19 protein-coding genes and 1 pseudogene are annotated in these 21,645 nt (G+C 69.2%); 15 read left to right on the top strand and 5 right to left on the bottom strand.

Features of this window, described 5'->3' with window-relative positions; all coding sequences use genetic code 11:
• Positions 1-55 precede the first annotated feature (55 nt).
• The 10 genes from ABCR94_RS04415 to ABCR94_RS04370 all read left to right on the top strand — a co-directional run bounded on the left by ABCR94_RS04415 (position 56) and on the right by ABCR94_RS04370 (position 11,393).
• Positions 56-841, top strand: a complete 786-nt coding sequence (locus ABCR94_RS04415) for a YcnI family copper-binding membrane protein (protein ID WP_347117653.1) — start codon at positions 56-58, stop codon at positions 839-841.
• 29 nt (positions 842-870) lie between these two features.
• A complete protein-coding gene (locus tag ABCR94_RS04410) occupies positions 871-1,527 on the top strand; it encodes an SCO family protein (RefSeq protein ID WP_347117651.1) in 657 nt (218 codons plus the stop codon).
• Complete coding sequence (locus ABCR94_RS04405; protein WP_347117649.1) at positions 1,524-1,991, top strand: copper chaperone PCu(A)C; 468 nt, start codon at positions 1,524-1,526, stop codon at positions 1,989-1,991. Before ABCR94_RS04410 ends, ABCR94_RS04405 begins: the two co-directional genes overlap by 4 nt.
• 12 nt (positions 1,992-2,003) lie before the next feature.
• Positions 2,004-3,914 (top strand): copper resistance CopC/CopD family protein, encoded by a 1,911-nt coding sequence (locus tag ABCR94_RS04400; RefSeq protein WP_347117648.1) that lies wholly within the window; start codon positions 2,004-2,006, stop codon positions 3,912-3,914.
• Positions 3,915-3,952: 38 nt separating this feature from the next.
• On the top strand, positions 3,953-5,248 hold the full coding sequence (gene efeB / locus ABCR94_RS04395; RefSeq protein ID WP_347117646.1) for an iron uptake transporter deferrochelatase/peroxidase subunit: 1,296 nt from the start codon (positions 3,953-3,955) through the stop codon (positions 5,246-5,248).
• 93 nt (positions 5,249-5,341) lie between these two features.
• Positions 5,342-6,277, top strand: coding sequence for a prephenate dehydratase (gene pheA / locus ABCR94_RS04390; protein WP_347117645.1), 936 nt, complete (start codon positions 5,342-5,344; stop codon positions 6,275-6,277).
• A gap of 639 nt (positions 6,278-6,916) precedes the next feature.
• Complete coding sequence (gene serS / locus ABCR94_RS04385) at positions 6,917-8,206, top strand: serine--tRNA ligase (RefSeq protein WP_347117644.1); 1,290 nt, start codon at positions 6,917-6,919, stop codon at positions 8,204-8,206.
• Positions 8,203-9,051 carry an HAD family hydrolase gene (locus ABCR94_RS04380; RefSeq protein ID WP_347117643.1) on the top strand — a complete coding sequence of 283 codons (849 nt, stop codon included), beginning with the start codon at positions 8,203-8,205 and terminating at the stop codon, positions 9,049-9,051. Before serS ends, ABCR94_RS04380 begins: the two co-directional genes overlap by 4 nt.
• Before the next feature lie 361 nt (positions 9,052-9,412).
• Positions 9,413-10,087 carry a FadR/GntR family transcriptional regulator gene (locus ABCR94_RS04375; protein WP_347117642.1) on the top strand — a complete coding sequence of 225 codons (675 nt, stop codon included), beginning with the start codon at positions 9,413-9,415 and terminating at the stop codon, positions 10,085-10,087.
• A gap of 43 nt (positions 10,088-10,130) precedes the next feature.
• The gene (locus ABCR94_RS04370) at positions 10,131-11,393 is read left to right on the top strand and encodes a CynX/NimT family MFS transporter (RefSeq protein ID WP_347117641.1); all 1,263 of its coding nucleotides are present in this window, start codon (positions 10,131-10,133) and stop codon (positions 11,391-11,393) included.
• Positions 11,394-11,417: 24 nt separating this feature from the next.
• Here the strand turns inward: ABCR94_RS04370 and ABCR94_RS04365 are convergent.
• From ABCR94_RS04365 to ABCR94_RS04345, 5 genes and pseudogenes are all read right to left on the bottom strand, one after another.
• Positions 11,418-12,133 (bottom strand): annotated as a pseudogene (locus tag ABCR94_RS04365) (hypothetical protein).
• Between the two features lie 271 nt (positions 12,134-12,404).
• Complete coding sequence (locus ABCR94_RS04360; RefSeq protein ID WP_347117640.1) at positions 12,405-13,124, bottom strand: ABC transporter permease; 720 nt, start codon at positions 13,122-13,124, stop codon at positions 12,405-12,407.
• Positions 13,125-13,139: 15 nt separating this feature from the next.
• Complete coding sequence (locus ABCR94_RS04355; RefSeq protein WP_347117639.1) at positions 13,140-14,051, bottom strand: ABC transporter ATP-binding protein; 912 nt, start codon at positions 14,049-14,051, stop codon at positions 13,140-13,142.
• On the bottom strand, positions 14,048-14,968 hold the full coding sequence (locus ABCR94_RS04350) for an ABC transporter permease (RefSeq protein WP_347117638.1): 921 nt from the start codon (positions 14,966-14,968) through the stop codon (positions 14,048-14,050). Before ABCR94_RS04350 ends, ABCR94_RS04355 begins: the two co-directional genes overlap by 4 nt.
• On the bottom strand, positions 14,958-16,049 hold the full coding sequence (locus ABCR94_RS04345) for an ABC transporter ATP-binding protein (RefSeq protein WP_521976448.1): 1,092 nt from the start codon (positions 16,047-16,049) through the stop codon (positions 14,958-14,960). The genes ABCR94_RS04350 and ABCR94_RS04345 overlap by 11 nt, the downstream gene beginning before the upstream one ends.
• A 276-nt stretch (positions 16,050-16,325) precedes the next feature.
• Here ABCR94_RS04345 and ABCR94_RS04340 point away from each other — a divergent pair, with 276 nt between their 5' ends.
• From ABCR94_RS04340 to ABCR94_RS04320, 5 genes are all read left to right on the top strand, one after another.
• Positions 16,326-17,183 (top strand): M24 family metallopeptidase, encoded by an 858-nt coding sequence (locus ABCR94_RS04340; protein ID WP_347117636.1) that lies wholly within the window; start codon positions 16,326-16,328, stop codon positions 17,181-17,183.
• 5 nt (positions 17,184-17,188) lie between these two features.
• A complete protein-coding gene (locus ABCR94_RS04335; protein WP_347118452.1) occupies positions 17,189-18,976 on the top strand; it encodes an SDR family oxidoreductase in 1,788 nt (595 codons plus the stop codon).
• Entirely contained in the window at positions 18,973-19,914 is a 942-nt protein-coding gene (locus tag ABCR94_RS04330) for a metal-dependent hydrolase (RefSeq protein ID WP_521976142.1), read from the top strand. Before ABCR94_RS04335 ends, ABCR94_RS04330 begins: the two co-directional genes overlap by 4 nt.
• A 42-nt stretch (positions 19,915-19,956) precedes the next feature.
• The gene (locus ABCR94_RS04325; RefSeq protein WP_347117635.1) at positions 19,957-20,898 is read left to right on the top strand and encodes a MerR family transcriptional regulator; all 942 of its coding nucleotides are present in this window, start codon (positions 19,957-19,959) and stop codon (positions 20,896-20,898) included.
• Between the two features lie 123 nt (positions 20,899-21,021).
• Positions 21,022-21,564, top strand: coding sequence for an RNA 2'-phosphotransferase (locus ABCR94_RS04320; RefSeq protein ID WP_347117634.1), 543 nt, complete (start codon positions 21,022-21,024; stop codon positions 21,562-21,564).
• Positions 21,565-21,645 lie beyond the last annotated feature (81 nt).

The following is a 21,645-nucleotide window of genomic DNA, read 5'->3' as shown; positions in this document are numbered from 1 at the left end:
CGCATCCGCGCGCCGGAGCAGCATTCACCCCTGCATCCCCGGAGTGTTCCCAGCCATGAACGTCACGCGTATCTCCGCCGTCGGCGCCGTCGCCGCTTCCACCGTCCTGCTCCTCGCCGGACCGGCCTTCGCGCACGTCGGTGTGCAGCCCGTCGGGCCCGCCGAGAAGGGCGGCTACGCCACCGTCAACGTCAAGGTGCCCAACGAGCGGGACGACGCATCGACCACCAAGCTCGAAGTCTCCTTCCCCACCGACCATCCGCTGTCCTCCGTGATGCCGCAGCCCGTACCCGGCTGGACGGTCAAGGTCGAGAAGAGCAAGCTCGACAAGCCGCTCAAGGTGCACGGCAAGGAGATCACCGAGGCCGTCTCGAAGGTCACCTGGACCGGCGGGAAGATCGGCCCCGGCGAGTTCCAGCAGTTCCCGCTGTCGCTGGGCCAACTGCCCGAGGACACCGACCAGTTGGTCCTCAAGGCCATCCAGACGTACGACAACAAGGAAGTCGTCCGCTGGATCGAGGAGCCCAAGGAGGGCGAGGAGGAGCCGCAGTCCCCGGCGCCCGTCCTCAAGCTGACCGAGCCCTCCGGTGAGGACCACCACGGCGCCGGTGCCAAGGGCGCCGACGACGAGAAGGACGGCGAGAAGGACGCCAAGACGGACGCCAAGACCGACGCCGCGTCGCACAACGAGAAGAGCGACAAGGACCACAAGGGCGACAAGACCGAGAACGCGGCCGACAGCAGCGACACGACGGCCCGCACCCTCGGCGTCATCGGCATCATCGTGGGTGTGGCGGGTGTGGCCTTCGGTGTTCTCGCCGGCCGCCGCCGCGCCTCCTGAACCCCTCCGAAGCACCGGGACTTTTCTCCATGCTCAAGAAAAACGCGCTGGCCGTGGCGCTCGTCGCCACGGCCGCGCTCACCCTGTCCGCGTGCGGCAGCGACAAGGCCGACAGCTCCAAGCCCGTCACCGATGTCTCCGCCGACATGAACACCAAGGCCGCGACGGTTCTCGACAAGCCGTTCAAGAAGCCGAACCTCGTCCTCACGGACACCCACGGCAAGAAGTACGACCTGCGTGAGCAGACCAAGGGCAAGCCGACGCTCATCTACTTCGGCTACACCAAGTGCCCCGACGTGTGCCCGCTGACGATGAGCAACATCGCCATCGCGTACAAGAAGCTGCCCCAGGCCGACCGCGACAAGCTCCAGGTCGTCTTTGTCACCACCGACCCCGAACGGGACACCCCCGAGGCGCTCGGCAAGTGGCTCAAGGGCGCGGGCGACCCCACGTTCACCGGGCTCAGCGGCGACTTCCCGACCATCCAGGCCGGAGCCCGCCAGCTCGGCATCGGCATCGACGCGCCCAAGAAGGACAAGGACGGCACGGTCGTGTCCATGCACGGCGCGCAGGTCATCGCGTTCTCGCCGAAGACCGACGCCGGTTATGTGCTGTACGGCGAGGACACCACGGCCGACGACTACACCAAGGATCTTCCCAAGCTGCTCAAGGGGGAGAGCCCGTGAACCGCCGCACCACCCTCGCGACCGCCGTGGCCCTGACCGTCGGGCTGGCCTTGGCGGGCTGCTCCGGCGACAGTGAAGGCGCCGGTGACGGCAAACCGGAACTGAAGGTCAGCGGGGCGTTCATGCCCGAGCCCGTCATGGACGACATGGCCGCGGGCTTCCTCACCATCAAGAACAACAGCTCAACCGCGGACAAGCTCACCTCTCTCACCAGCGACATCGCGGGCGAGGTGCAGATCCACGAGACCAAGGACCAGAAGATGCAGGAGGTGAAATCCTTCGGCATCCCCGCGAACGGCGAACTGAATCTTGAGCGCGGCGGGAACCACATCATGTTCCTCAAGCTCAAGAAGAAGCCCGCGCGGGGCGAGAAGGTCGCCGTGGAGCTGCACTTCGAGAAGGCCGCCACCCTGACGGTCGACTTCCCCGTGGAGGAGACCACCCACAACCCGAAGAAGCAGTGAGGGACTGACACCATGCCGGCCACCGCCCCCCGCTTCGCAGCCTCTGTCATACGGCTGCTGCTCGTCACGACGGCGCTCCTCGCCACCCTGCTCGCAGGAGCCGCCCCCGCGTCGGCGCACGCCGCGCTCACCGGGAGCGACCCGAAGGACGGGGCGGTGGTCGCCACCGCGCCCAAGGACGTCAGCCTCACCTTCTCCGAACAGATCGCCCTGGGCGACGACTCCATCCGCGTCCTGGAACCCAGCGGCAAACGCGCCGACACCGGCGATGTCCGCAACCTGACCGCCGGAGGCGTCGTCAGATACGGCGTCGACCTGCACGCCGGGCTGCCTGACGGCACGTACACCGTCGCCTGGCAGGCCGTCTCCGCCGACAGCCACCCCATCTCCGGCGCCTTCACCTTCTCCATCGGCGCCCCCTCCAAGACCACCGTCGAGGTGCCCGAACAAGCCGCGGGCGGCGGTCTGGTGGGCGCGCTCTACGGCATCGCGCGCTACACGGCGTACGCCGGCTTCATCCTGCTCGTCGGTGGCGCCGCCTTCGTGCTCGCCTGCTGGCAGCGCGGTGCGGCCGAGCGTCCACTGCAACGCCTCGTCGTCACGGGGTGGCTCACGCTCACCGCATCCACCCTGGTGATGCTGCTGCTGCGCACCCCGTACACCGGCTCGGGCAAGCTCGCCGACGCCTTCGACCTCAGCGGCCTCAAGGCCGTACTGGAAACCAAGACCGGCGCGTCACTCGTCTCGCGGCTGCTGCTGCTCGGCGCGGCGGCGCTGTTCGTCGCCGTCCTCTTCGGGGCGTACGCGAAGTGCGAGGACCCCAAGGAGAAGAAGGACCTCACCTTCGGGCTCGCCCTCGGCGGCGGCGTCATGGCCGCCGGGATCGCGGCGACCTGGGCGCTGGCCGAACACGCGTCGACGGGCCTTCAGCCGGGTATCGCGATGCCCGTCGACGTACTGCATCTGCTGGCCGTGGCGACCTGGCTGGGCGGCCTCGCCGCGCTGCTCGTCGCCCTCTACCGGACGTCGGGCATCGAGCGCACAGCCGTCAGCAACTTCTCCCGGGTCGCCTTCGTGAGTGTCGTCGTGCTCGCCGCGACCGGCATCTACCAGTCCTGGCGGCAGGTCGGCTCCTGGTCGGCGCTGACCGGTACGTCGTACGGGCAACTGCTTCTCGTCAAGGTCGGCCTGGTCGTCGTCCTGGTCGGTATCGCGTGGATCTCGCGGCGCTGGACGGCGCGGCTGGCCGAGGACGCGGTGGCGGACGCGAAGGCCGAGAACGCGGACCAGACCGAGGTGGGTGAGGAGGAGGACGCCGAGGAGGAGGAACGGGTGACCGTCCCCGAGAATCCCGCGCGCTCCGCGCAGCTCTCCCGGCAGAAGACCGCGGTGGCCACCGCCCGGGTGAAGCGGGTGCGTGACGCCGATCCCGTGCGGACGAGGCTGCGGCGGTCCGTACTGGCTGAGGCCGGGGTCGCCGTGGTGCTGCTGGCCGTCACGACCATACTGACGAGCACCGAGCCCGGCCGTACGCAGGAGAAGGAGGTCGGCAACGCCGAGACCTCCCCCACCGCCCCCGCCGAGCCGATCAAGGTCCGTATCCCCTTCGACACCGGCGGCGAGGACGGCAAGGGCACCGCGCGCGTCGAGCTCGACCCGGCCAGGTCGGGCGCCAACACCCTGCACGTATGGCTGGAGCGGCCCAACGGGCGGCCCCTGGATGCCCCCGAGGTGACGGTCGCGTTCACCGAGAAGAAGAAGGCGATCGGACCGCTGCCTGCCGCCCCCGACCGCGTCGCCACCGGACACTGGAGTGCGACCGGCGTGCAGATCCCGATGCCCGGGACGTGGCAGCTCGAAGTGATGGTCCGCACCTCGGACATCGATCAGGTGACCGTGAAGAAGAACGTGAAGATCGGCTGACAGGCGTGGGAATCACAGACGTGGAAAGCACCAGCGACGTGGGTAACACTGACGTGGAAAGCACCGGCGCGGGAAGCAAGAGCGCGGGAAGCAACGGCCTTTCCCGGCGGCGGCTGCTCGCCGCCACCGGCGCGGCGGGCGCCGCCGGGCTCGCGCTGGGCGGGACCGGCGGTTACGCCGTCGCATCCGACTCCGGGGCGGACACCGCCACGGCCCTGACTGCGGTCGGCTCCACGGCGTTGGCCTTCCACGGCGCCCACCAGGCCGGAATCACCACCCCCCTCCAGGCCCGCGGCCATCTCGTCGCCTTCGACCTGGCGCCGGGCGCCGGGCGCAAGGAGGCCGCGGCGCTGCTGCGGCGCTGGTCGGCGGCGGCGCGCGCACTGATGGCGGGCGAGCCTTCCGGGGACGGCGACCCTTCCGGAGATGGTGACACGGGCGTCGCGCTGGACGCCGGGCCGTCCTCGCTGACCGTCACCTTCGGCTTCGGCCACAGCTTCTTCGGCCGTACGGGCCTGGGCGGCCGGCGGCCGGCCGCGCTCGACCCGCTGCCCGACTTCTCCTCCGACCACCTGGACGCCCGGCGCAGCAACGGTGATCTGTGGGTGCAGATCGGCGCCGACGACTCGCTGGTCGCCTTCCACGCGCTGCGCGCGATCCAGCGGGAGGCGGGCGACGCGGCGAAGGTGCGGTGGCAGATGAACGGCTTCAACCGTTCGCCGGGTGCGACCGCGCGGCCGATGACCGCCCGCAATCTGATGGGCCAGATCGACGGCACGCGCAACCCCAAGCCGTCCGAGGACGACTTCGACCGGCGCATCTTCGTGCCGGCCGACGGCGATCCGCAGTGGATGGCGGGCGGCTCGTACGCCGTCGTACGCCGTATCCGCATGCTCCTCGACGACTGGGAGAAGCTGGCGCGCGCCGAGCAGGAGAAGGTCATCGGGCGCAGGAAGGCCGACGGGGCGCCGCTCACGGGCGGCGACGAGCGGACGGAACTGGCGCTGGACAAGACCGGGGCCGACGGCAAGCTCGTCGTCCCTCCGGACGCGCACGCCCGGATCGCCGCCCCCGAACAGAACGGCGGCGCGGCGATGCTGCGCAGGCCGTTCTCGTACCACGACGGGATCTCCGGCGACGGGACCCCGGACGCCGGGCTGCTCTTCGTCTGCTGGCAGGCGGACCCGCTGCGGGGCTTCGTCCCGGTGCAGCGCAAGCTCGACCGCGGGGACGCGCTGTCGCCGTTCGTCAGGCACGAGACGAGCGGGCTGTTCGCTGTGCCGGGGGGTGCGCCGGACGGGGAGTACGTGGGGCAGCGACTGCTGGAGGGCTGAGGGGCCGCCGCTGGGGCGGGTGGGGCGGCTAAGGTTGGTGGGGCGGGTGAGGATCCCGTACGTCGTTCCCGTACGGCCCATTAAGGTGACCGTATGTCGGCAACGCGCTATGCCTATCTCGGCCCCGAGGGCACCTTCACCGAGGTCGCCCTCCGCACCCTCCCGGAAGCCGCCACCCGGGAGCTCGTCCCGATGGTGTCCGTGCCGGCCGCGCTGGACGCGGTGCGCAGCGGGGCCGCCGCCGCCGCGCTCGTACCGATCGAGAACTCCGTCGAGGGCGGCATCACCGCGACCCTCGACGAGCTGACCTCCGGCGAACCGCTGATGATCTACCGCGAGGTGCTGCTCTCCATCAGCTTCGCGCTGCTGGTACGACCCGGCACGAAGATCACCGACATCAAGACGGTCACCGCACACCCGGCGGCTCAGCCGCAGGTCCGCAACTGGATGGCGGCGAACCTGCCCGACGTGACGTGGGAGTCCTCCGCGTCCAATGCGGACGGCGCGCGGCTGGTGCAGGAGGGGCGCTACGACGCGGCCTTCGCGGGTGAGTTCGCTGCGGCGACGTACGGCCTGGTGCCGCTGGTCACCGAGATCCACGACGCGGTGAACGCGCAGACGCGCTTCGTCCTGGTGGGGCGGCCCGCGCGGCCCGCGGCGCCGACGGGGGCCGACAAGACCTCGGTGGTGATCTGGCTGGGCGACGACCACCCGGGCGCACTGCTCGAACTGCTCCAGGAGTTCGCGGTGCGCGGGGTCAACCTGATGCTGATCCAGTCGCGGCCGACGGGTGCGGGGATCGGCAACTACTGCTTCGCCGTGGACGCCGAGGGCCACATCTCGGACCGGCGGGTGGGCGAGGCCCTGATGGGGCTCAAGCGGATCAGCCCGAACGTGCGGTTCATCGGGTCCTACCCGCGAGCCGAGGTACGGCCCGAGGACGTGTCGCCGCTGCGGGCGGGGACGTCGGACACGGAGTTCGTGGCGGCGTCGGACTGGCTGGCGCGCTGCCAGGACGGCCGGGCCTGACCGCACGGGGCGCGGCCCTCCGGTCGCTTCCGCTGTGGATACCCGGGCTGCTTATCCGGTCACAGAAAGTTATCCACAGGGCTGGGTCTCGACCTGGGGACAAGTCGACAACGCAACCCGACATCATCGACAAATCTGCCTAGAGCGCCCTCTTCCGTCCACAGGGCGGTAGGTCGTGCTCTGTCACCTCAATTCCAGTGATCAACTCTTTAGGGATAGGCATTCCCACCCGAATGAGTGTGTGAGGTGGGTTTGCGCGGGGAACCCTTCGCCCCTCATGAGGCTTTCGGAACGATCACTTCCGGCATCCACAGAACTTCCACACAGCCTGTGGATAACTTTTCGGACCTGCACATTCCTGTGGACAACCCGGTGGCCAACTCCCGCTCCCCACAAGGGAGAAGCGTCAACCCACTGACGCCGATTGCCCTGTTTCGGGGAATAGCGCCTGTTTTATTGACGCGCGACCGACGTGCGACCGACCCGCGGCCGACGCGCACTCCCGCGGCGATTCCCCGCGACCCCGCCGCTCTCCCCGCATTGCCCGTCTGAATTCTCAATCTTGGGCAATTTGGACATAATGCCACGCAATGCAATATCAAGTCGATCGTGGGAAGCGGGCGCGGGTAGCCTGGTGGAGTGATTGACCTTCGCCTGCTCCGTGAGGACCCCGACCGTGTTCGCGCCTCCCAGCGCGCCCGTGGAGAGGACGTCGCACTCGTCGACGCCCTCCTCTCCGCCGATGAGCGGCGCAGGTCGTCCGGCAGCCGCTTCGACGAACTCCGCTCCGAGCAGAAGCAGCTCGGCAAGCTGATCCCCAAGGCCTCCGGCGACGAGAAGGCGGAGCTGCTGAAGAAGACCGGCCTGCTCTCCGCCGCCGTCAAGGCAGCCGACGCCGATCAGGACGAGGCCGCGGCCGAGGCCAAGAAGCTGCTGCTCCAGCTCGGCAACATCGTGCACCCCGACGTCCCGGTGGGCGGCGAAGAGGACTTCGTCGTACGCGAGACCATCGGCACCCCGCGCGACTTCGCCGCCGAGGGCTTCGAGCCCAAAGACCATCTGGAGCTCGGCGAATCGCTCGGCGCCATCGATGTCGAGCGCGGCGCCAAGGTGTCGGGCTCGCGCTTCTACTACCTGACGGGCATCGGCGCGCTCCTGGAGCTCGCCCTCGTCAACGCCGCGATCGCGCAGGCGACCGAGGCCGGCTTCATCCCCATGCTCACCCCCGCGCTGGTCCGCCCGCGCGCCATGGAGGGCACCGGCTTCCTCGGCCAGGCCGCCGAGAACGTGTACCACCTGGAGAAGGACGACTACTACCTGGTCGGCACCTCCGAGGTCCCCCTCGCGGCGTACCACATGGACGAGATCATCGACGCGGACAAGCTGCCGCTGCGCTACGCGGGCTTCTCACCCTGCTTCCGCCGCGAGGCAGGTACGTACGGGAAGGACACCCGGGGGATTTTCCGGGTGCACCAGTTCGACAAGGTCGAGATGTTCACCTATATCGACCCGGCGGACGCCGAGGCGGAGCTGGAGCGCCTGCTCGGCTGGGAGAAGCAGTGGCTGTCGTCGCTGGAGCTGCCGTTCCAGGTGATCGACGTGGCCTCCGGCGACCTGGGCTCCTCGGCCTCGCGCAAGTACGACTGCGAGGCGTGGATCCCGGCGCAGGGCAAGTACCGCGAACTGACATCCGCGTCGAACTGCCTGGAGTTCCAGTCCCGTCGGCTGTCCATCCGGATGCGCGACAACCGCGACGGCAAGAAGGTGCTCCAGCCGCTCGCCACGCTCAACGGCACGCTGTGCGCCGTACCGCGCACGATCGTCGCGATCCTGGAGAACCACCAGCTCGCCGACGGTTCGGTGCGGGTGCCTGAAATGCTGCGTCCGTACCTCGGGGGACGAGAGATTTTGGAGCCCATCTCCAAGTGAGCACCGCCCCGCCCCCTTTGCCGTACAAGTTGCCGTACCAGTTGCCGTACAAGCTCGTCGCGACCGACCTCGACGGGACGCTGCTGCGCTCCGACGACACGGTCTCGGCGCGCACGCGCGATGCGCTCGCCGCCGTCACGGCGGCGGGCGCGGCCCACATCATCGTCACAGGACGCGCGGTCCCGTGGACCCGGCATATCCTCGACGACCTCGGTTACGACGGCCTCGCGGTCTGCGGCCAGGGTGCGCAGGTCTACCACGCCGGTGAGCACCGGCTGCTGACCTCGGTGACGCTGGACCGGCAGCTGGCCGGCCTCGCGCTCGCCAAGATCGAGGCGGAGATCGGCCCGCTCGCGCTGGCCGCGAGCCGCGACGGTCTGGACGGCGCGGTCCTGATCGGCCCCGGCTACCAGGTGCAGGAAGGGCCGCTTCCGTATCTGCCGTACACGGACCCGGCGGACCTGTGGTCGGCGCCGCTGAACAAGGTCTACATCCAGCACCCCGGCCTGTCCGACGACGCGTTGGCGAAGGTCGCGCGCGAGACGGTCGGCAGCCTGGTGGACGTCGTGATGGCGGGCGCGGGCGTGGTGGAGATCCTGCCGCTGGGCCTGACCAAGGCGACGGGGCTTTCGCTGGCGGCGCGGCGGCTCGGCCTCAAGGCCGCGGACACGATCGCGTTCGGCGACATGCCCAACGACATCCCGATGTTCGGCTGGGCGGCGCACGGCGTGGCCATGGCCAACGCGCACGAGGAGCTGAAGGCCGTGGCGCACGAGGTCACGGCGTCGAACGAGGACGACGGCATCGCGGTCGTCCTGGAGCAGCTGCTCGCCGCGCGGCACTGAGCCGAGGAACCCAGCCTCGCTCCCCGGGATTCCCTGGGGAGGGGGCGGCCCGCGCGATGCGCTCGAAGCGGCCGCCCCCTGGGCGGCAGGTGACGGCCGCCCGGCTGGAGCGCGGCGGACCCGGACCTGAAATCCCGGTCGACGCCGTGCTCCGCCCCGGTCTGGGGCAGATCTCTCCATCTGTCGACTGTCGACTGTCCATCCGTCGATCCGTCGATCCGTCGATCCGTCGATCTGTCGATCTGTCGGTTACGTCACCTACTGTGCCCCTTCACCGCACCTGTGCGCCACTGGATTTCCACAGTTGTAGGATGACCGGGCAATCGGTCAATCGGGCGAACAGTTGGCGGGGAACTTACACATGGCGCTGCGTGCGGCAGGACGGCAGTCCCTGGTGGACACCGTGGTGGATCAGCTGCGTGCCCAGCTGATGGAGGGCGCGTGGGCCGTCGGCGACCGGCTGCCCACCGAGCACGAGCTCGCCGCCCAGCTCGGCGTCGGCCGCAATACGGTGCGCGAGGCCGTACGCGTGCTGGTGCACGCGGGGCTGCTTGAGTCGCAGCAGGGCAACGGCACGTTCGTACGCTCCACCGCCGACCCGGCCGCGGCACTGCGCTCCATGCGGCACGCCGGAGCCCTGGACGTACTCGAACTGCGGGTCGCCCTGGAGGCCGAGGCGGCCAGGCTGGCCGCCGCCCGCCGCGACGACGCCGACCTGGAGCGGCTGCGGGCCGCGCTGGACGGGCTGCGGGCGCAGGGGGACCGGGCCGCGGACGCCGACATGGTCCTGCATCTCGCGATCATCGAAGCCACCCATAACGCCGCGTTCACCGAGGTCTACCGCTTCTTCTCCGCCCAGGTGCACGAGTCGCTGGCCGCCTCGCTGGGTGACCACGAGATGCCGCCGATCGACCTGGACGCGCACGCGGCGCTGGTCGACGCCATCGAGAGCGGCGACCCGGCGGCGGCGGAAGGCGCGGCGCGGGCCGTCCTTCAGGTGCCGATCGATGTGGTCCGGGCCCTGCTCGACCGCTGACCCCGTCGCCCTCATTTCCCTTCTCCTCTGTTAGGTGCTCGCTGTGTCACGCTCGGATTCCGATCAACTCCTCCTCGACGCGGAGGCCGACGTACGGCCCTCGCCTCAAGGGGTCGCCGCCCGGCGGGCGTTGCTGGCCCATCCCGCGGTGCTGCTGATCGGGATCGTGCTGGCCTCGCTCAATATGCGGGCGGCGCTCGCGAGTGTGTCGCCGCTGGTGAGCGAGATCGGCGAGGCGTTCGGGCTGTCGTCCACGGGAAGCAGCCTGGTGACCTCGGTGCCGGTGCTCTTCCTCGGGGTGGGTGCGATGGTCGCGCCCTGGCTGGGCCGACGCTTCGGCACCGAACGGGTGCTGTTCGCCGCGCTGTTGCTGCTGGCCGTGGGAATCGTGGTGCGGGTGCTGCCCTCGCTGCCCGGCCTGTACGGCGGGAGCCTGCTGATCGGCACCGCGATAGCCCTGCTCAACGTCCTGATGCCGGGCCTGATCAAGCGCGACTTCCCCGACAGGGCCGCCGCCATGACCTCCATCTACACCGGCGCGATGATCGCGGGCGCGACGGTGGCGGCTGCCGCGTCGGTGCCGCTGGAGCGGGCGTTCGGCGACAGCTGGGAGGCGTCGATGGCGTTCTGGTCGCTGCTCGCCGTGGTGGCCGCGGTGGCGTGGCTGCCGCAAGTGCTGATCGCCCGGGGACGTACCGGCCATGAGGTACGGGCCGCCCCGGCCCCCGGCCGCGCCAAGAGCGTCTGGCGCTCGCCGCTGGCCTGGCAGGTCACGTTCTTCATGGGGCTGCAGTCGCTCTGGTCGTACGTCCTCATCGCCTGGATGCCGACGATCTTCACCGACCACGGCATGAGCCGCTCAAGCGCCGGTGTGGTCTTCGCCTTCAACAACCTCATCCAGATCGCGGGCGCCTTCGGTGTGCCGCTGCTGGCCGGCCGGATGCGCAGCCAGCGCCCGCTGATCGTCCTGGTGACCTCGCTCGTAGCGACCGGCTATGTCGGCCTGATGCTCGCCCCGGTGTCCGGCGCCTGGCTCTGGTCGGCGGTGCTCGGCATTGGCCAAGGGGGCGCCGTGGGCCTCGCGCTGACACTGATCGTGCTGCGCTCCGGCGACGCGGTGACGGCGGCGAGGCTGTCCGGGATGGCGCAGACCGTGGGCTATCTGCTTGCCGCGGTGGGCCCGTTGGCCGCGGGTGCGGTGTACGAGGCGACCGGCAGCTGGACGCTGCCGATCGCCCTGATGCTGGGTGTGTGCGCGGCGGCCCTGGTGGTGGGCCTGTTCGCGGCCCGCGACCGCAAGGTGTGATGCCGGGCGCGGGCCGCGAGTGGATCAGCGGCGCTTACGACGCTGACTGCGCTCCAGCGCGTTCAGCCGGCGGTCGACGACGTCGAACCTGCGGTCCATGCGGTGCTCCAGGCGCCGCATGTCCTCGGAGAGGTCGCAGAGCCGGTTGCTGATGGCGCCGACGATCCGGTTGGTCGCGTCGAGCCGTCGGTCCAGCCGGTCGAGCCGGAGGGAGATCCCCTTGATGACGGGCCCCAGCTCCTGAAGCGCGCGGCCCACCGTGTCGAGGTGCGACTCGACCTTGGTGACCCGGCGGTCCAGCGAGGCGTAACCCGCGCGCCAGCCGTTCTCCTCGGCGTCGAGGAGGTACGTACGGACGCGGCGGGCGATGTCGCTGTCGCGAAGAAGCATCGCGGTATTGAGGACTGCCCGGCGGGTGAAGAGGGTGAGGTTCGTGGCCGCCTGTGGATAACTTGTCCCCAGGCCCTCGCTCCAGAGGGACAAGATGTCCCTCTGGAAGACACGCAGGTCATCGCCTCGCAGGACTTGCAACCCGTTCTCGTTGAGTTCGGCCCGATGGCGTTGTCCACCTTCCGGACGACCTCTGTGGAGACCTCGAAGTACCGGGCGACGTCCTCTGTGCAGACGTAAATTCCGTCCGGGAGCATGACAAGCGCCTTGACCTTGTCGAGCGCTTCGACCCGCCCCATCGCTTCGTCGCGCATCGTGCGCGATCCGAGCAGGGTGACTTCCGATGGCATGGGCATGCCTTCCGTTCGCGAAACCGATCATGGTCGGCCCTGTCCCCGGGCTTCAGGAGCGGAGGTCGGCTCACGGTGCTACTCACCCAATGACCGGCCCGGCTTTCGATCCGGTACCGGCAATCCCCAATTTCACGAACGCTACGACGTCACAGATTCCAGTTGCCTCCACGCACCCTGAACAACGAACCGATAAACGTACAGTTACGCGTGAACCCCCATCCACCGGACGGGGGTTCACGACTGTACGGACGTACGGGCCAAGCCGGGTCTACTCCTCGCCCGCCAGCTTGAGCGTGCGCAGCTTCTGCCCCGCGTACCAGGTCGCGACGACCGTGACCACGGCCAGCAGGGTGACGGCGGTCGGCAGGCCGACGTCCGAGGTGATCATGCCGTCCGCGCCGATCCGCTCCGCCAGGGACAGCGACCACTGCTGGACGCTGAGGGTGCGCGCGCCGGGCACCAGGCTGCCGAAGAGCGTCTCCCACACCAGCGCGTAGACGAGTCCGATCACCACCGCGTGCCGGGTGACCGTGCCAAGGAGCAGGAAGAGCGCGCTGTACGCGATCGAGGCGACCAGGGCCGCGACCGTGTAGGCGATCGCGATCTGCCCGCCGTTGCCGTTCAGGATCAGGCCGGCGATGAAAGTGGGGATCGCGGAAAACGCCATCGTCACGGCGATCGCGACGATCAGCTTGGTGAAGATGATCGTGGACCGCTTCACCGGCTTGGCGAGCAGATAGACGATCGAGCCGTCGTCGATCTCCGGGCCGATCGCGCCGGTGCCCGCGATCACGCCGATCAGCGGGATCATCGTGGCGATCGCGAAACCGCCCAGCACATCGGCGGCGACCTGGTCGTCCGCACCGGTGAGCAGCCGTACCGCCACCGCGATGAGGATGAGCAGGGCCGGGAGTACGAAGAGGATGGCCGCTCGGCGGCGGCCGAGGAGGGCCCGGTAGGTGAGCCGGGCGACTGTGGGTTCGTACATCGCTGCAAGCTCCTTTCAGGCCGCTACGAGGTAGGAGAAGACCGATTCGAGGGACTCGTCCGAGGGCGAGACCGTCAGCAACCGGATGCCGTGCGCACGCGCGACCTGCGGCAGTTGCTCCGTGAACCGGATGAAGTCGACGGCCTCGATGCGCAGTGCGCGCTCCGTGAAGTCCAATTCGATGCCCGTGGTCGACGGGTCGGCGATCAGTGCGGCGGCGAGTGCGCGGTCGTCGCTGGAACGTACGAGATAGCGGTGCGGGCGGTCCGTCATCAGTCGGCGGATCTTGCGGAAGTCGCCAGACGCGGCATGCCGTCCGGCCACGATCACCTCGATGTGCGAGGCGAGTTGCTCGACCTCCTCCAGGATGTGCGAGGAGAAGAGGACCGTGCGGCCCTCCGCGCCCATCCGCCGCAGCAGCTCCATCAGTTGCATGCGCTGACGCGGGTCCATGCCGTTGAACGGCTCGTCGAGGAGGAATACGGACGGGTCGTGGACCAGGGCGGACGCCATCTTCACGCGCTGGCGCATGCCCTTGCTGTACGTCGAGATCTTGCGGTCCTGCGCGTACTCCATCTCGACCGTCGCGAGCGCCTTGTACGCCGCTCCCGCTTCGAGACCGTGCAACTCGGCGTTGGCGACGACGAATTCCTTGCCCGTGAGGAAGTCGTACATCGCTTCCCTCTCGGGCACGATGCCAATCTCCTTGTACACCGACTCATTGCGCCAGATCGGCTTCCCGTCGAGGGTGACAGTGCCGGTGGAGGGCGCGAGGAAGCCGGCCATCATATTGATCAGCGTGGACTTGCCGGCGCCGTTGGGGCCGAGCAGCCCGGTCACGCCGGGGCCCACCTTCATCGTGATGTCGTTGACCGCCACCACATTGCCGAACCAGCGCGAGGTGTTGGTGATGTCGATGGTGCTCACAGCCCGACCTTCCGGTAGCGGCGCATCAGGACGGCGTACGAGCCGAGGATGAGCCCGATGACGACGAGGACGTAGACCGCTCCGACGCCAGCCGACGGGCCGTCCCCGCCCGGGAAGGACGTGGCCGCGCCGAGGAACGCCGTCTGTACGCCGTCGATGAGGGTGATGGGCGAGAACAGGCCGAGCCATTCGACCGCACTGGCGCCCGCGGTCGAGCCCTGGTTCCAGGCGATGGCCTGGACGGTGGACACCGCTCCGTAGGAGATCGTCAGTACGGCGATGACGGCGGCGACGCCGAAACCGCGGCGCGGGGTCAGCGCGGCCATCACCAGGCCGAGGCCGCCGAAGAGCAGCGAGAGCAGCGCCACGGAGACGAGCCCCTGCGCGAAGCCCTTCGTCTGGTCCGCGAAGTCGAACTTGGCGAGGAGGGCGCCCGCGTAGAGGATCACCAGCGGCAGCGCGGTCAGGATGAACAGGGCCGAGGCCATCGCCGCGTACTTGGCGAGGACGTAGTCGACACGCTCGATGGGCCGCGAGAAGTACAGCGGGACCGTCTTGAAGCGCAGGTCCCTGGAGACCGACTGCGGGGCCTGGGACGCGAGATAGAGACCGATGACGGCCTGCATGACGATCGCGTACCGGGTGTACGTCAGCAGCAGGTCCGTGCTCGGCGTGGCGACGGCGACCGCGACGATGATCGCCGCGACCAGGCACATCACGCCGAGCAGGATCATCGGCAGGACCTTGGACTTGGCGCTGCGGCCCAGTCCGTATGCGCCGCGCAGGGACTGCGAGAAGAGCGAGCGGCGCGCGTAGGCACGGCCCAGGCGCGGTCCGTCGTACGACCGGTAGCCGATGTTGTGGATACGGGTCGGGTCGGCGCTCGGAGTGAGCGGTGTGGCGGCCTCAGATGCCATCGCGGCCGTCTCCCTTCGGGTCGGCGGCGGCTGTGGCACCGGCGGAGGCGGCAGTGGCTGTCGTGGCAGTGCCAGTGCCAGTGGCAGTGGCAGTGGGTGCCGCTTCAGTGGCTGTCGTGGCGGCCAGTGGTGCGGCCGTCTGCTGCTGGTGGTCCGCGCGGAAGACCTCGGCGATGTGGTGGCGGCGCTGTTCCATCCGTACGAGCCCGAGGCCGAGGTCGGCCACGGCGTCCCGCACCAGGTCGTACGTCTCCTCGCCGATGGCCTCGACGAGCAGGATGTGGCCCGCACCGGGCAGACCGTCCTCCACGCCCGCGTGGAGGGTCGCTCCGGCGGCGGTGAGCTTCTCGCGCAGGGCGCGGGTGCCGTCGGGGTGCGCCTCGGTGTCCGTCACCTCGACGGCGAGGGTGGCCATGGTCTGGGTGAAGTCGCTGGTGGAGCTGGAGCGCAACAGCTTGCCGCCGTCGATGACGACGACATGGTCGCAGGTGCGCTCCAGCTCACCGAGGAGGTGCGAGGTGACCAGCACCGAGATGCCGAAGTCGGTGTAAATGCGGCGGATGAGGCCAAGCATCTCGTCGCGGCCCACCGGGTCGAGACCGTTGGTCGGCTCGTCGAGGAGGACCAGTTTCGGGTCGTGGACGAGTGCCTGGGCCAGCTTCACCCGCTGTTTCATGCCGGTCGAATAGCCGCCGATGGGCCGGTAGCGCTCCTCGTACAGACCGACGTGGCGCAGGGTGTCGGCGGTGCGCTCGCGGGCCGCGGTGGGCGGCAGGCCCGACATGCGCGCCATGTGTACGACGAACTCGGTCGCCGAGACGTCCGGCGGCAGGGCGTCGTGCTCGGGCATGTAGCCGACGCGCTCACGGATGGCGCCACCGCCGGTGGCGACGTCGATGCCGAGCACCGCGGCCCGGCCTTCGGTGGCGGGGGACAGTCCCAGCAGGATTTTGATCAGGGTGGACTTGCCGGCCCCGTTGGCGCCCACCAGCCCGGTTACACCGGGTCCGATGTCCAAGGAGAGCTCTTCAAGTGCGGTCACCCTGGGGAACCGCTTGCTCAGGCTTTCGGTCGCGATCACAGTCACGTTTTCGAAGGTAGTGGCGCGCACCACATCACGCGTCAGACCTGGCGGCTGGTTCCGTGTCCGACTCCAGGCGTACGGACCCGTAGGGGGGCGGTACCCAAGGTGGGCGGCGGGGGTGGGGGCTGGCGGGCGGGACAGGGCTGGCGGAGTTTTCCACAAGCCCGCGGTTCTCCACAGGTTTCACGCAGCCCTTGACGCAGCCGCCGAGCATTGTCACATTCATCAGTGTCAAGTTACGGACGCGTACCGCAACAGGGACGGACAGGTGGCATGACCTCAGCAGTGCGGAGCGAGCAGCGGGAGCGGACCGCGGAGCTGCACGGGTTCAGGGAGGTGCAGCGCCTCGCCTACGAATGCGCCGAAGCCGTCGCGGCCCAGCTCAAGCCGGGGATCACCGAGCGCGAGGCCGCCCGGATGCAGCGGGACTGGCTGCACGGGCGGGGTGTGCGCGACTGGTTCCATCTGCCGTTCGCCTGGTTCGGCGACCGCACGGCCTTCACGAACTTCAAGGTGCCGCTGCAGTTCTTCCCGACGAACCGGCGGCTTGAGCCGGGGATGCCCTTCATCCTCGACATGGCCCCGGTCTACAAGGGCTGCACGGCGGACATCGGGTACTCGGGGTGCCTGGGCCTCAACCCCGTGCACGACAAGCTCCTCTCCGATCTTGAGGCGCACCGCGAGCTGCTGCTGCGCGAGGTGCGCGAGCGGCGGCCACTGCGCGAGATCTACGAGGACGTCGAGCGGCTCATGGTCCGCCAGGGGTACGCCAACCGGCATCGCGCGTATCCCTTCGGCGTCATCGCCCACAAGATCGACCGGGTCAAGGAGCGCCGCTGGTCCCCGCATGTCTTCGGGTTCGGTACGCAGGCGTTGAAGGGCCTCGCCGGTGACGCGCTGCACGGCCACCGCGAGGGCTGGTCGCCGCTGTGGAGCCCGTACAAATTCTCCGACCACCCGCCGCAGCCGGGCCTGTGGGCGGTCGAACCGCATCTCGGATTCAGGGGTACGGGCGCGAAGTTCGAGGAGATCCTGGTGGTCACCGACTCCCGGGATCCGGAGCAGAGCGCTTTCTGGCTGGACGACGATCTGCCGCATGTGCGGCGCTGGGCGGAGGAGAAGACCTCGTGAACGGCATGGACAGGCCTGCGAACAGGGGCCTCGATGGGGCGCGCGAGCGCTGGGTGCGCACCGGTGGGGTCGAGCTGTGCGTCGCCGAGCTGGGCGACGCCACGCAGCCGACGGTGGTGCTGGTGCACGGCTACCCGGACAGCAAGGAGGTGTGGACGGAGGTCGCGTCCCGCCTCGCCGAGCGGTGGCACGTCGTGCTGTACGACGTACGCGGGCACGGCAGGTCGACGGCGCCGACGCCGCTGCGCGGGGGCTTCACCCTGGAGAAGCTGACGGACGACTTCCTGGCGGTCGCGGACGCGGTGAGTCCCGACCGGCCGGTGCATCTGGTCGGGCACGACTGGGGGTCCGTGCAGTCCTGGGAGTTCACCACCGTCAAGCGCACCGAGGGGCGGATAGCCTCCTTCACCTCGATGTCCGGCCCTTCCCTGGACCACTTCGGGCACTGGATCAAGAAGCGCATGGCACGGCCGACGCCGCGCAGGGCCGCCCAGTTGCTCTCGCAGGGCGCCAAGTCCTGGTACGTGTACCTGCTGCACACGCCCGTGCTGCCGGAGTTGGCCTGGCGCGGGCCGCTCGGCAAGCAGTGGCCGAAGATCCTCCAGCGGCTGGAGAAGGTGCCCGCGGGCGACTACCCCACCGCGTCGCTGCCGCAGGACGCGGCGCACGGCGCCTGGCTGTACCGGGACAACATCCGGGCCAGGCTGCGCAGGCCGCGCCCCGACGCGTACGCCCATGCACCCGTCCAGCTGATCACGCCGACCGGTGACATCTTCCTGTCGGAGCGGCTCTACGACGACCTGGAGCTGTGGGCACCCGACCTGGTGCGACGCAGCCTGCCCGGCAAGCACTGGGTACCGCGTACCCGCCCGGATCAACTGGCCTCCTGGATAAGCGAGTTCGTCTCCGCCAACGTGGACAGTGCGGCCGGAGTGCCCGCTACCGGCGTGGTGGCGCGCGGCCGGTACGCCGACCGGTTCGGCGGGCAGCTCGTGCTGGTGACGGGCGCGGCCAGCGGCATAGGGCGGGCCACCGCCTTCGCGTTCGCCGAGGCGGGCGCGCGAATAGTCGCGGTCGACCGGGATGCCGAGGGGGCCGCCAGGACGGCGGAGATGTCGCGGCTGATCGGTGCGCCGCAGGCCTGGGGCGAGACGGTGGACGTCAGTGACGAGCAGGCCATGGAGAAGCTCGCCGAGAAGGTCGCCACGGAGTACGGCGTCGTCGACGTCCTGGTGAACAACGCCGGGATAGGCCTGTCCGGCTCGTTCCTGGAGACCAGCGCCGAGGACTGGAAGAAGGTCCTCGATGTGAATCTGTGGGGCGTCATCCACGGCTGTCGGCTCTTCGGGAAGCAGATGGCCGAGCGCGGCCAGGGCGGGCACATCGTCAACACCGCTTCCGCGGCGGCGTACCAGCCATCGAAGGCGCTGCCCGCGTACAGCACGTCGAAGGCGGCGGTGCTGATGCTGAGCGAGTGTCTGCGGGCGGAGCTGGCGGGTCAGGACATCGGGGTCAGCGCGATATGCCCCGGCTTCGTGAACACCAACATCACCTCGACCTCCCGGTTCGCCGGCGTCTCGGCGGACGAGGAGAAGCGCAAGCAGAAGCGGGCGTCACGGCTGTACGGGCTGCGCAACTACCCGCCGGAGAAGGTCGTGGACGCGGTGCTCAAGGCCGTCGTGCGCAATCAGGCGGTCGTCCCTGTGACGCCGGAGGCGCGCGGCGCGCACCTCATGTCGCGCTTCGCGCCGAGGGCCCTGCGCGCGATCGCCCGGATGGAGCCGCCGCTGTGAGCACCGAAGAGCACGAGCACAAGGCGGACGGGGCGGACGGGGGGCGTTACGCGATCGCACCGCGCCGGGTCTCGTTCGACTGGCGCGAGACCCCGCTGCACTGGATTCCGGACGAGCCGACCGCCACCCACGTCATCAATGTGCTGCACCTGTTGCTGCCGGCGGGCGAGCGATGGTTCGTCAAGGTGTTCAAGGAGGCTCTGCCGCTGGTGAGCGACCCCGAACTGCTGCGGGACGTCAAGGGGTTCATGGGGCAGGAGGCGACACACAGCGTGCAGCACTCATATGTGCTGAACCACCTGGCCGAGCAGAATCTGGACACCGAGCCGTACACCAGGCACGTGGACTTCATCTTCGAGAAACTCCTCGGTGAGGCGCCGCCGTTCGGCGCGCCGATCCCCACCCAGGAATGGCTGCGCTTCCGGCTGTCGCTGGTCGCCGCCATCGAGCAGTTCACGGCGGTGCTCGGGGACTGGGTGCTGCGGGCGGAGGGCCTCGACCTCGCCGACCCGGATGCGGTGATGCTCGACCTGCTGCGCTGGCACGGCGCGGAGGAGGTCGAGCACCGCGCGGTGGCCTTCGACATGTACCAGCACTGCTCAGGGTCCGGGTTGCCCCGGTACGTCCGCCGCGTCGAAGGCATGGTGGTCGTCGCACCGGTGCTGCTGTGGCTGTGGGCCTGGGGCGCCTCGTACCTGATGCGCCACGACCCGCAGCTCGCGGGACGGCAGCGTTACTCGCTGCGCGAGCACAACAGGGCGGTCACCAAGGGGCTGCTGCCCACTTGGCGTGAGCTGGGCGCCGCGATACCGCGGTACTTCCGGCGGTCGTACCATCCCTCGCAGGAAGGTTCGCTGCGCAAGGCCGTCGAGTACCTCGCGACCTCGCCCGCGGCGCGCACCGCGGCGGGCGCGGTGGGCCGAGCGGCAACGTCGTAGACGCCGAGCGGCTTGTCGTAGACCCGGACGGTAGGAGTACGCGTGTCAGGGCAGTCAGCAGCCGAGTACCGCATCGAGGACCTGGCGCACCACAGCGGTGCCACGGTCCGAACGATCCGCGCCTATCAGGACCGCGGACTGCTGCCCAAACCGGAGCGGCGGGGCCGGTCCAATGTCTACGGGGACACGCATCTGGCCCGGCTCCAACGCATCGCCGACCTCCTCGAACGCGGCTACACCCTGGCCAGCATCAAGGAGCTGCTGGAAGCCTGGGACGCGGGCCGGGGGCTGGGCGGGGTGCTTGGGCTCGTCGCCGAGGTCAACGGTCCGTGGACGGACGAGAAGGCGGACCGGATCTCGCGCGTCGAGCTGGACGAGCGGTTCGGCGGCCAGCCCGACGACAAGGCGGTGGGCGAAGCGGTCGAGCTGGGGGTGCTGGAGCGTATCCCCGGACGCGAGGACGAATTCCTTGTGCCGTCACCGCAGGAGCTGTCCGTGGCAGCCGAGTTGCATGCGGCGGGCGTTCCACTGCAGGCAATCTCCGGGCATCTGCGGGAACTTCGCGGCCAGGTGGAGCACATCGCCACGCGTTTCCTGGAGTTCACGACCGAGCACGTCTTCGCACGCTACCTCGGCCATACGCCGCCCACGGACGCGGACGCGGAGGAAGCGGCGGCGCTGGTGCGGCGGCTCCGGCCGCTCGCGCAGCAGACCGTCGACGCCGAACTGGCCCGCGCGATGCAGACATTCGCCACTCGGCATCTCCAGCAGCACCTCGGTGCGACCACCGCACCCGCCATCGAGTCCGAGCCCCCTTCCGTGACGTTGCCGCCGGACACAATGAGCGCCGTCCTCAAGCTGGTTGGCTCCGGCAACGCCGCCGCCTTCATAGCCGCGGCCACCGAACGAGAGGTACAGGCAAGGACATTGGATGCACTTGCCACAAGTACCTTGAATAGTGGGCAAGTTGCCCAAACACCCTGAAATACCATGGGAGTTGTCCACAGAATCGCCAAATCCCTTGTGGAAAACCCGACTTGGCTGTGGATCAAACCTCTGCGGCGAATTTCAGTGGCGTGATGCTCGCCTCCCCGGCACTCTGACGAGATGGATGACCGACGCACCATAAAGGTGTCGAAATATCTCTCGAAGCACCTGCGGCACCAACCCGACCGAATCGGGATCTCACCCGACGCAAACGGCTGGGTGGAAATCGACACCCTGATCCTGGCGGCGGCAGAACATGGCTTCCGGTTCACCCGCGATGAGCTGGATCATGTCGTCGCCTCCAACGACAAGCAGCGCTTCGCGATCGAGGGCGCCCTCATTCGCGCCAGCCAGGGCCACACCATCGAGGTCGACCTCGGGCTCCCGGAGGCCGAGCCGCCGGCGTACCTCTACCACGGCACTGTCACCGCCAGTCTCGAAGCGATCCGCGCCGAGGGGCTGCGCGCGATGGCCCGGCACGACGTCCACCTCTCGCCCGACCGGGAAACGGCGACCCGGGTGGGTGCCCGGCGCGGACGCCCCGTTGTCATCAGCGTGGACGCCGGTTCCATGCATCGCGCCGGGCACGCCTTCCGGGTCAGCGCCAACGGGGTGTGGCTCACCGGGTCCGTACCGCCGGAGTATCTGCGCTTCCCCCAATGATCCTGATCGGACCTGGTGTCCGGTCGGCTGTTTCACGTGAAACAGCCGCGGGCTCAGTGCTGGATGCGGCCGTCTCCGTCC

This window comes from Streptomyces changchenzhani, from assembly GCF_039766235.1.
Lineage (GTDB): Bacteria > Actinomycetota > Actinomycetes > Streptomycetales > Streptomycetaceae > Streptomyces.
This window is presented reverse-complemented; position numbering and strand designations above follow the sequence as displayed.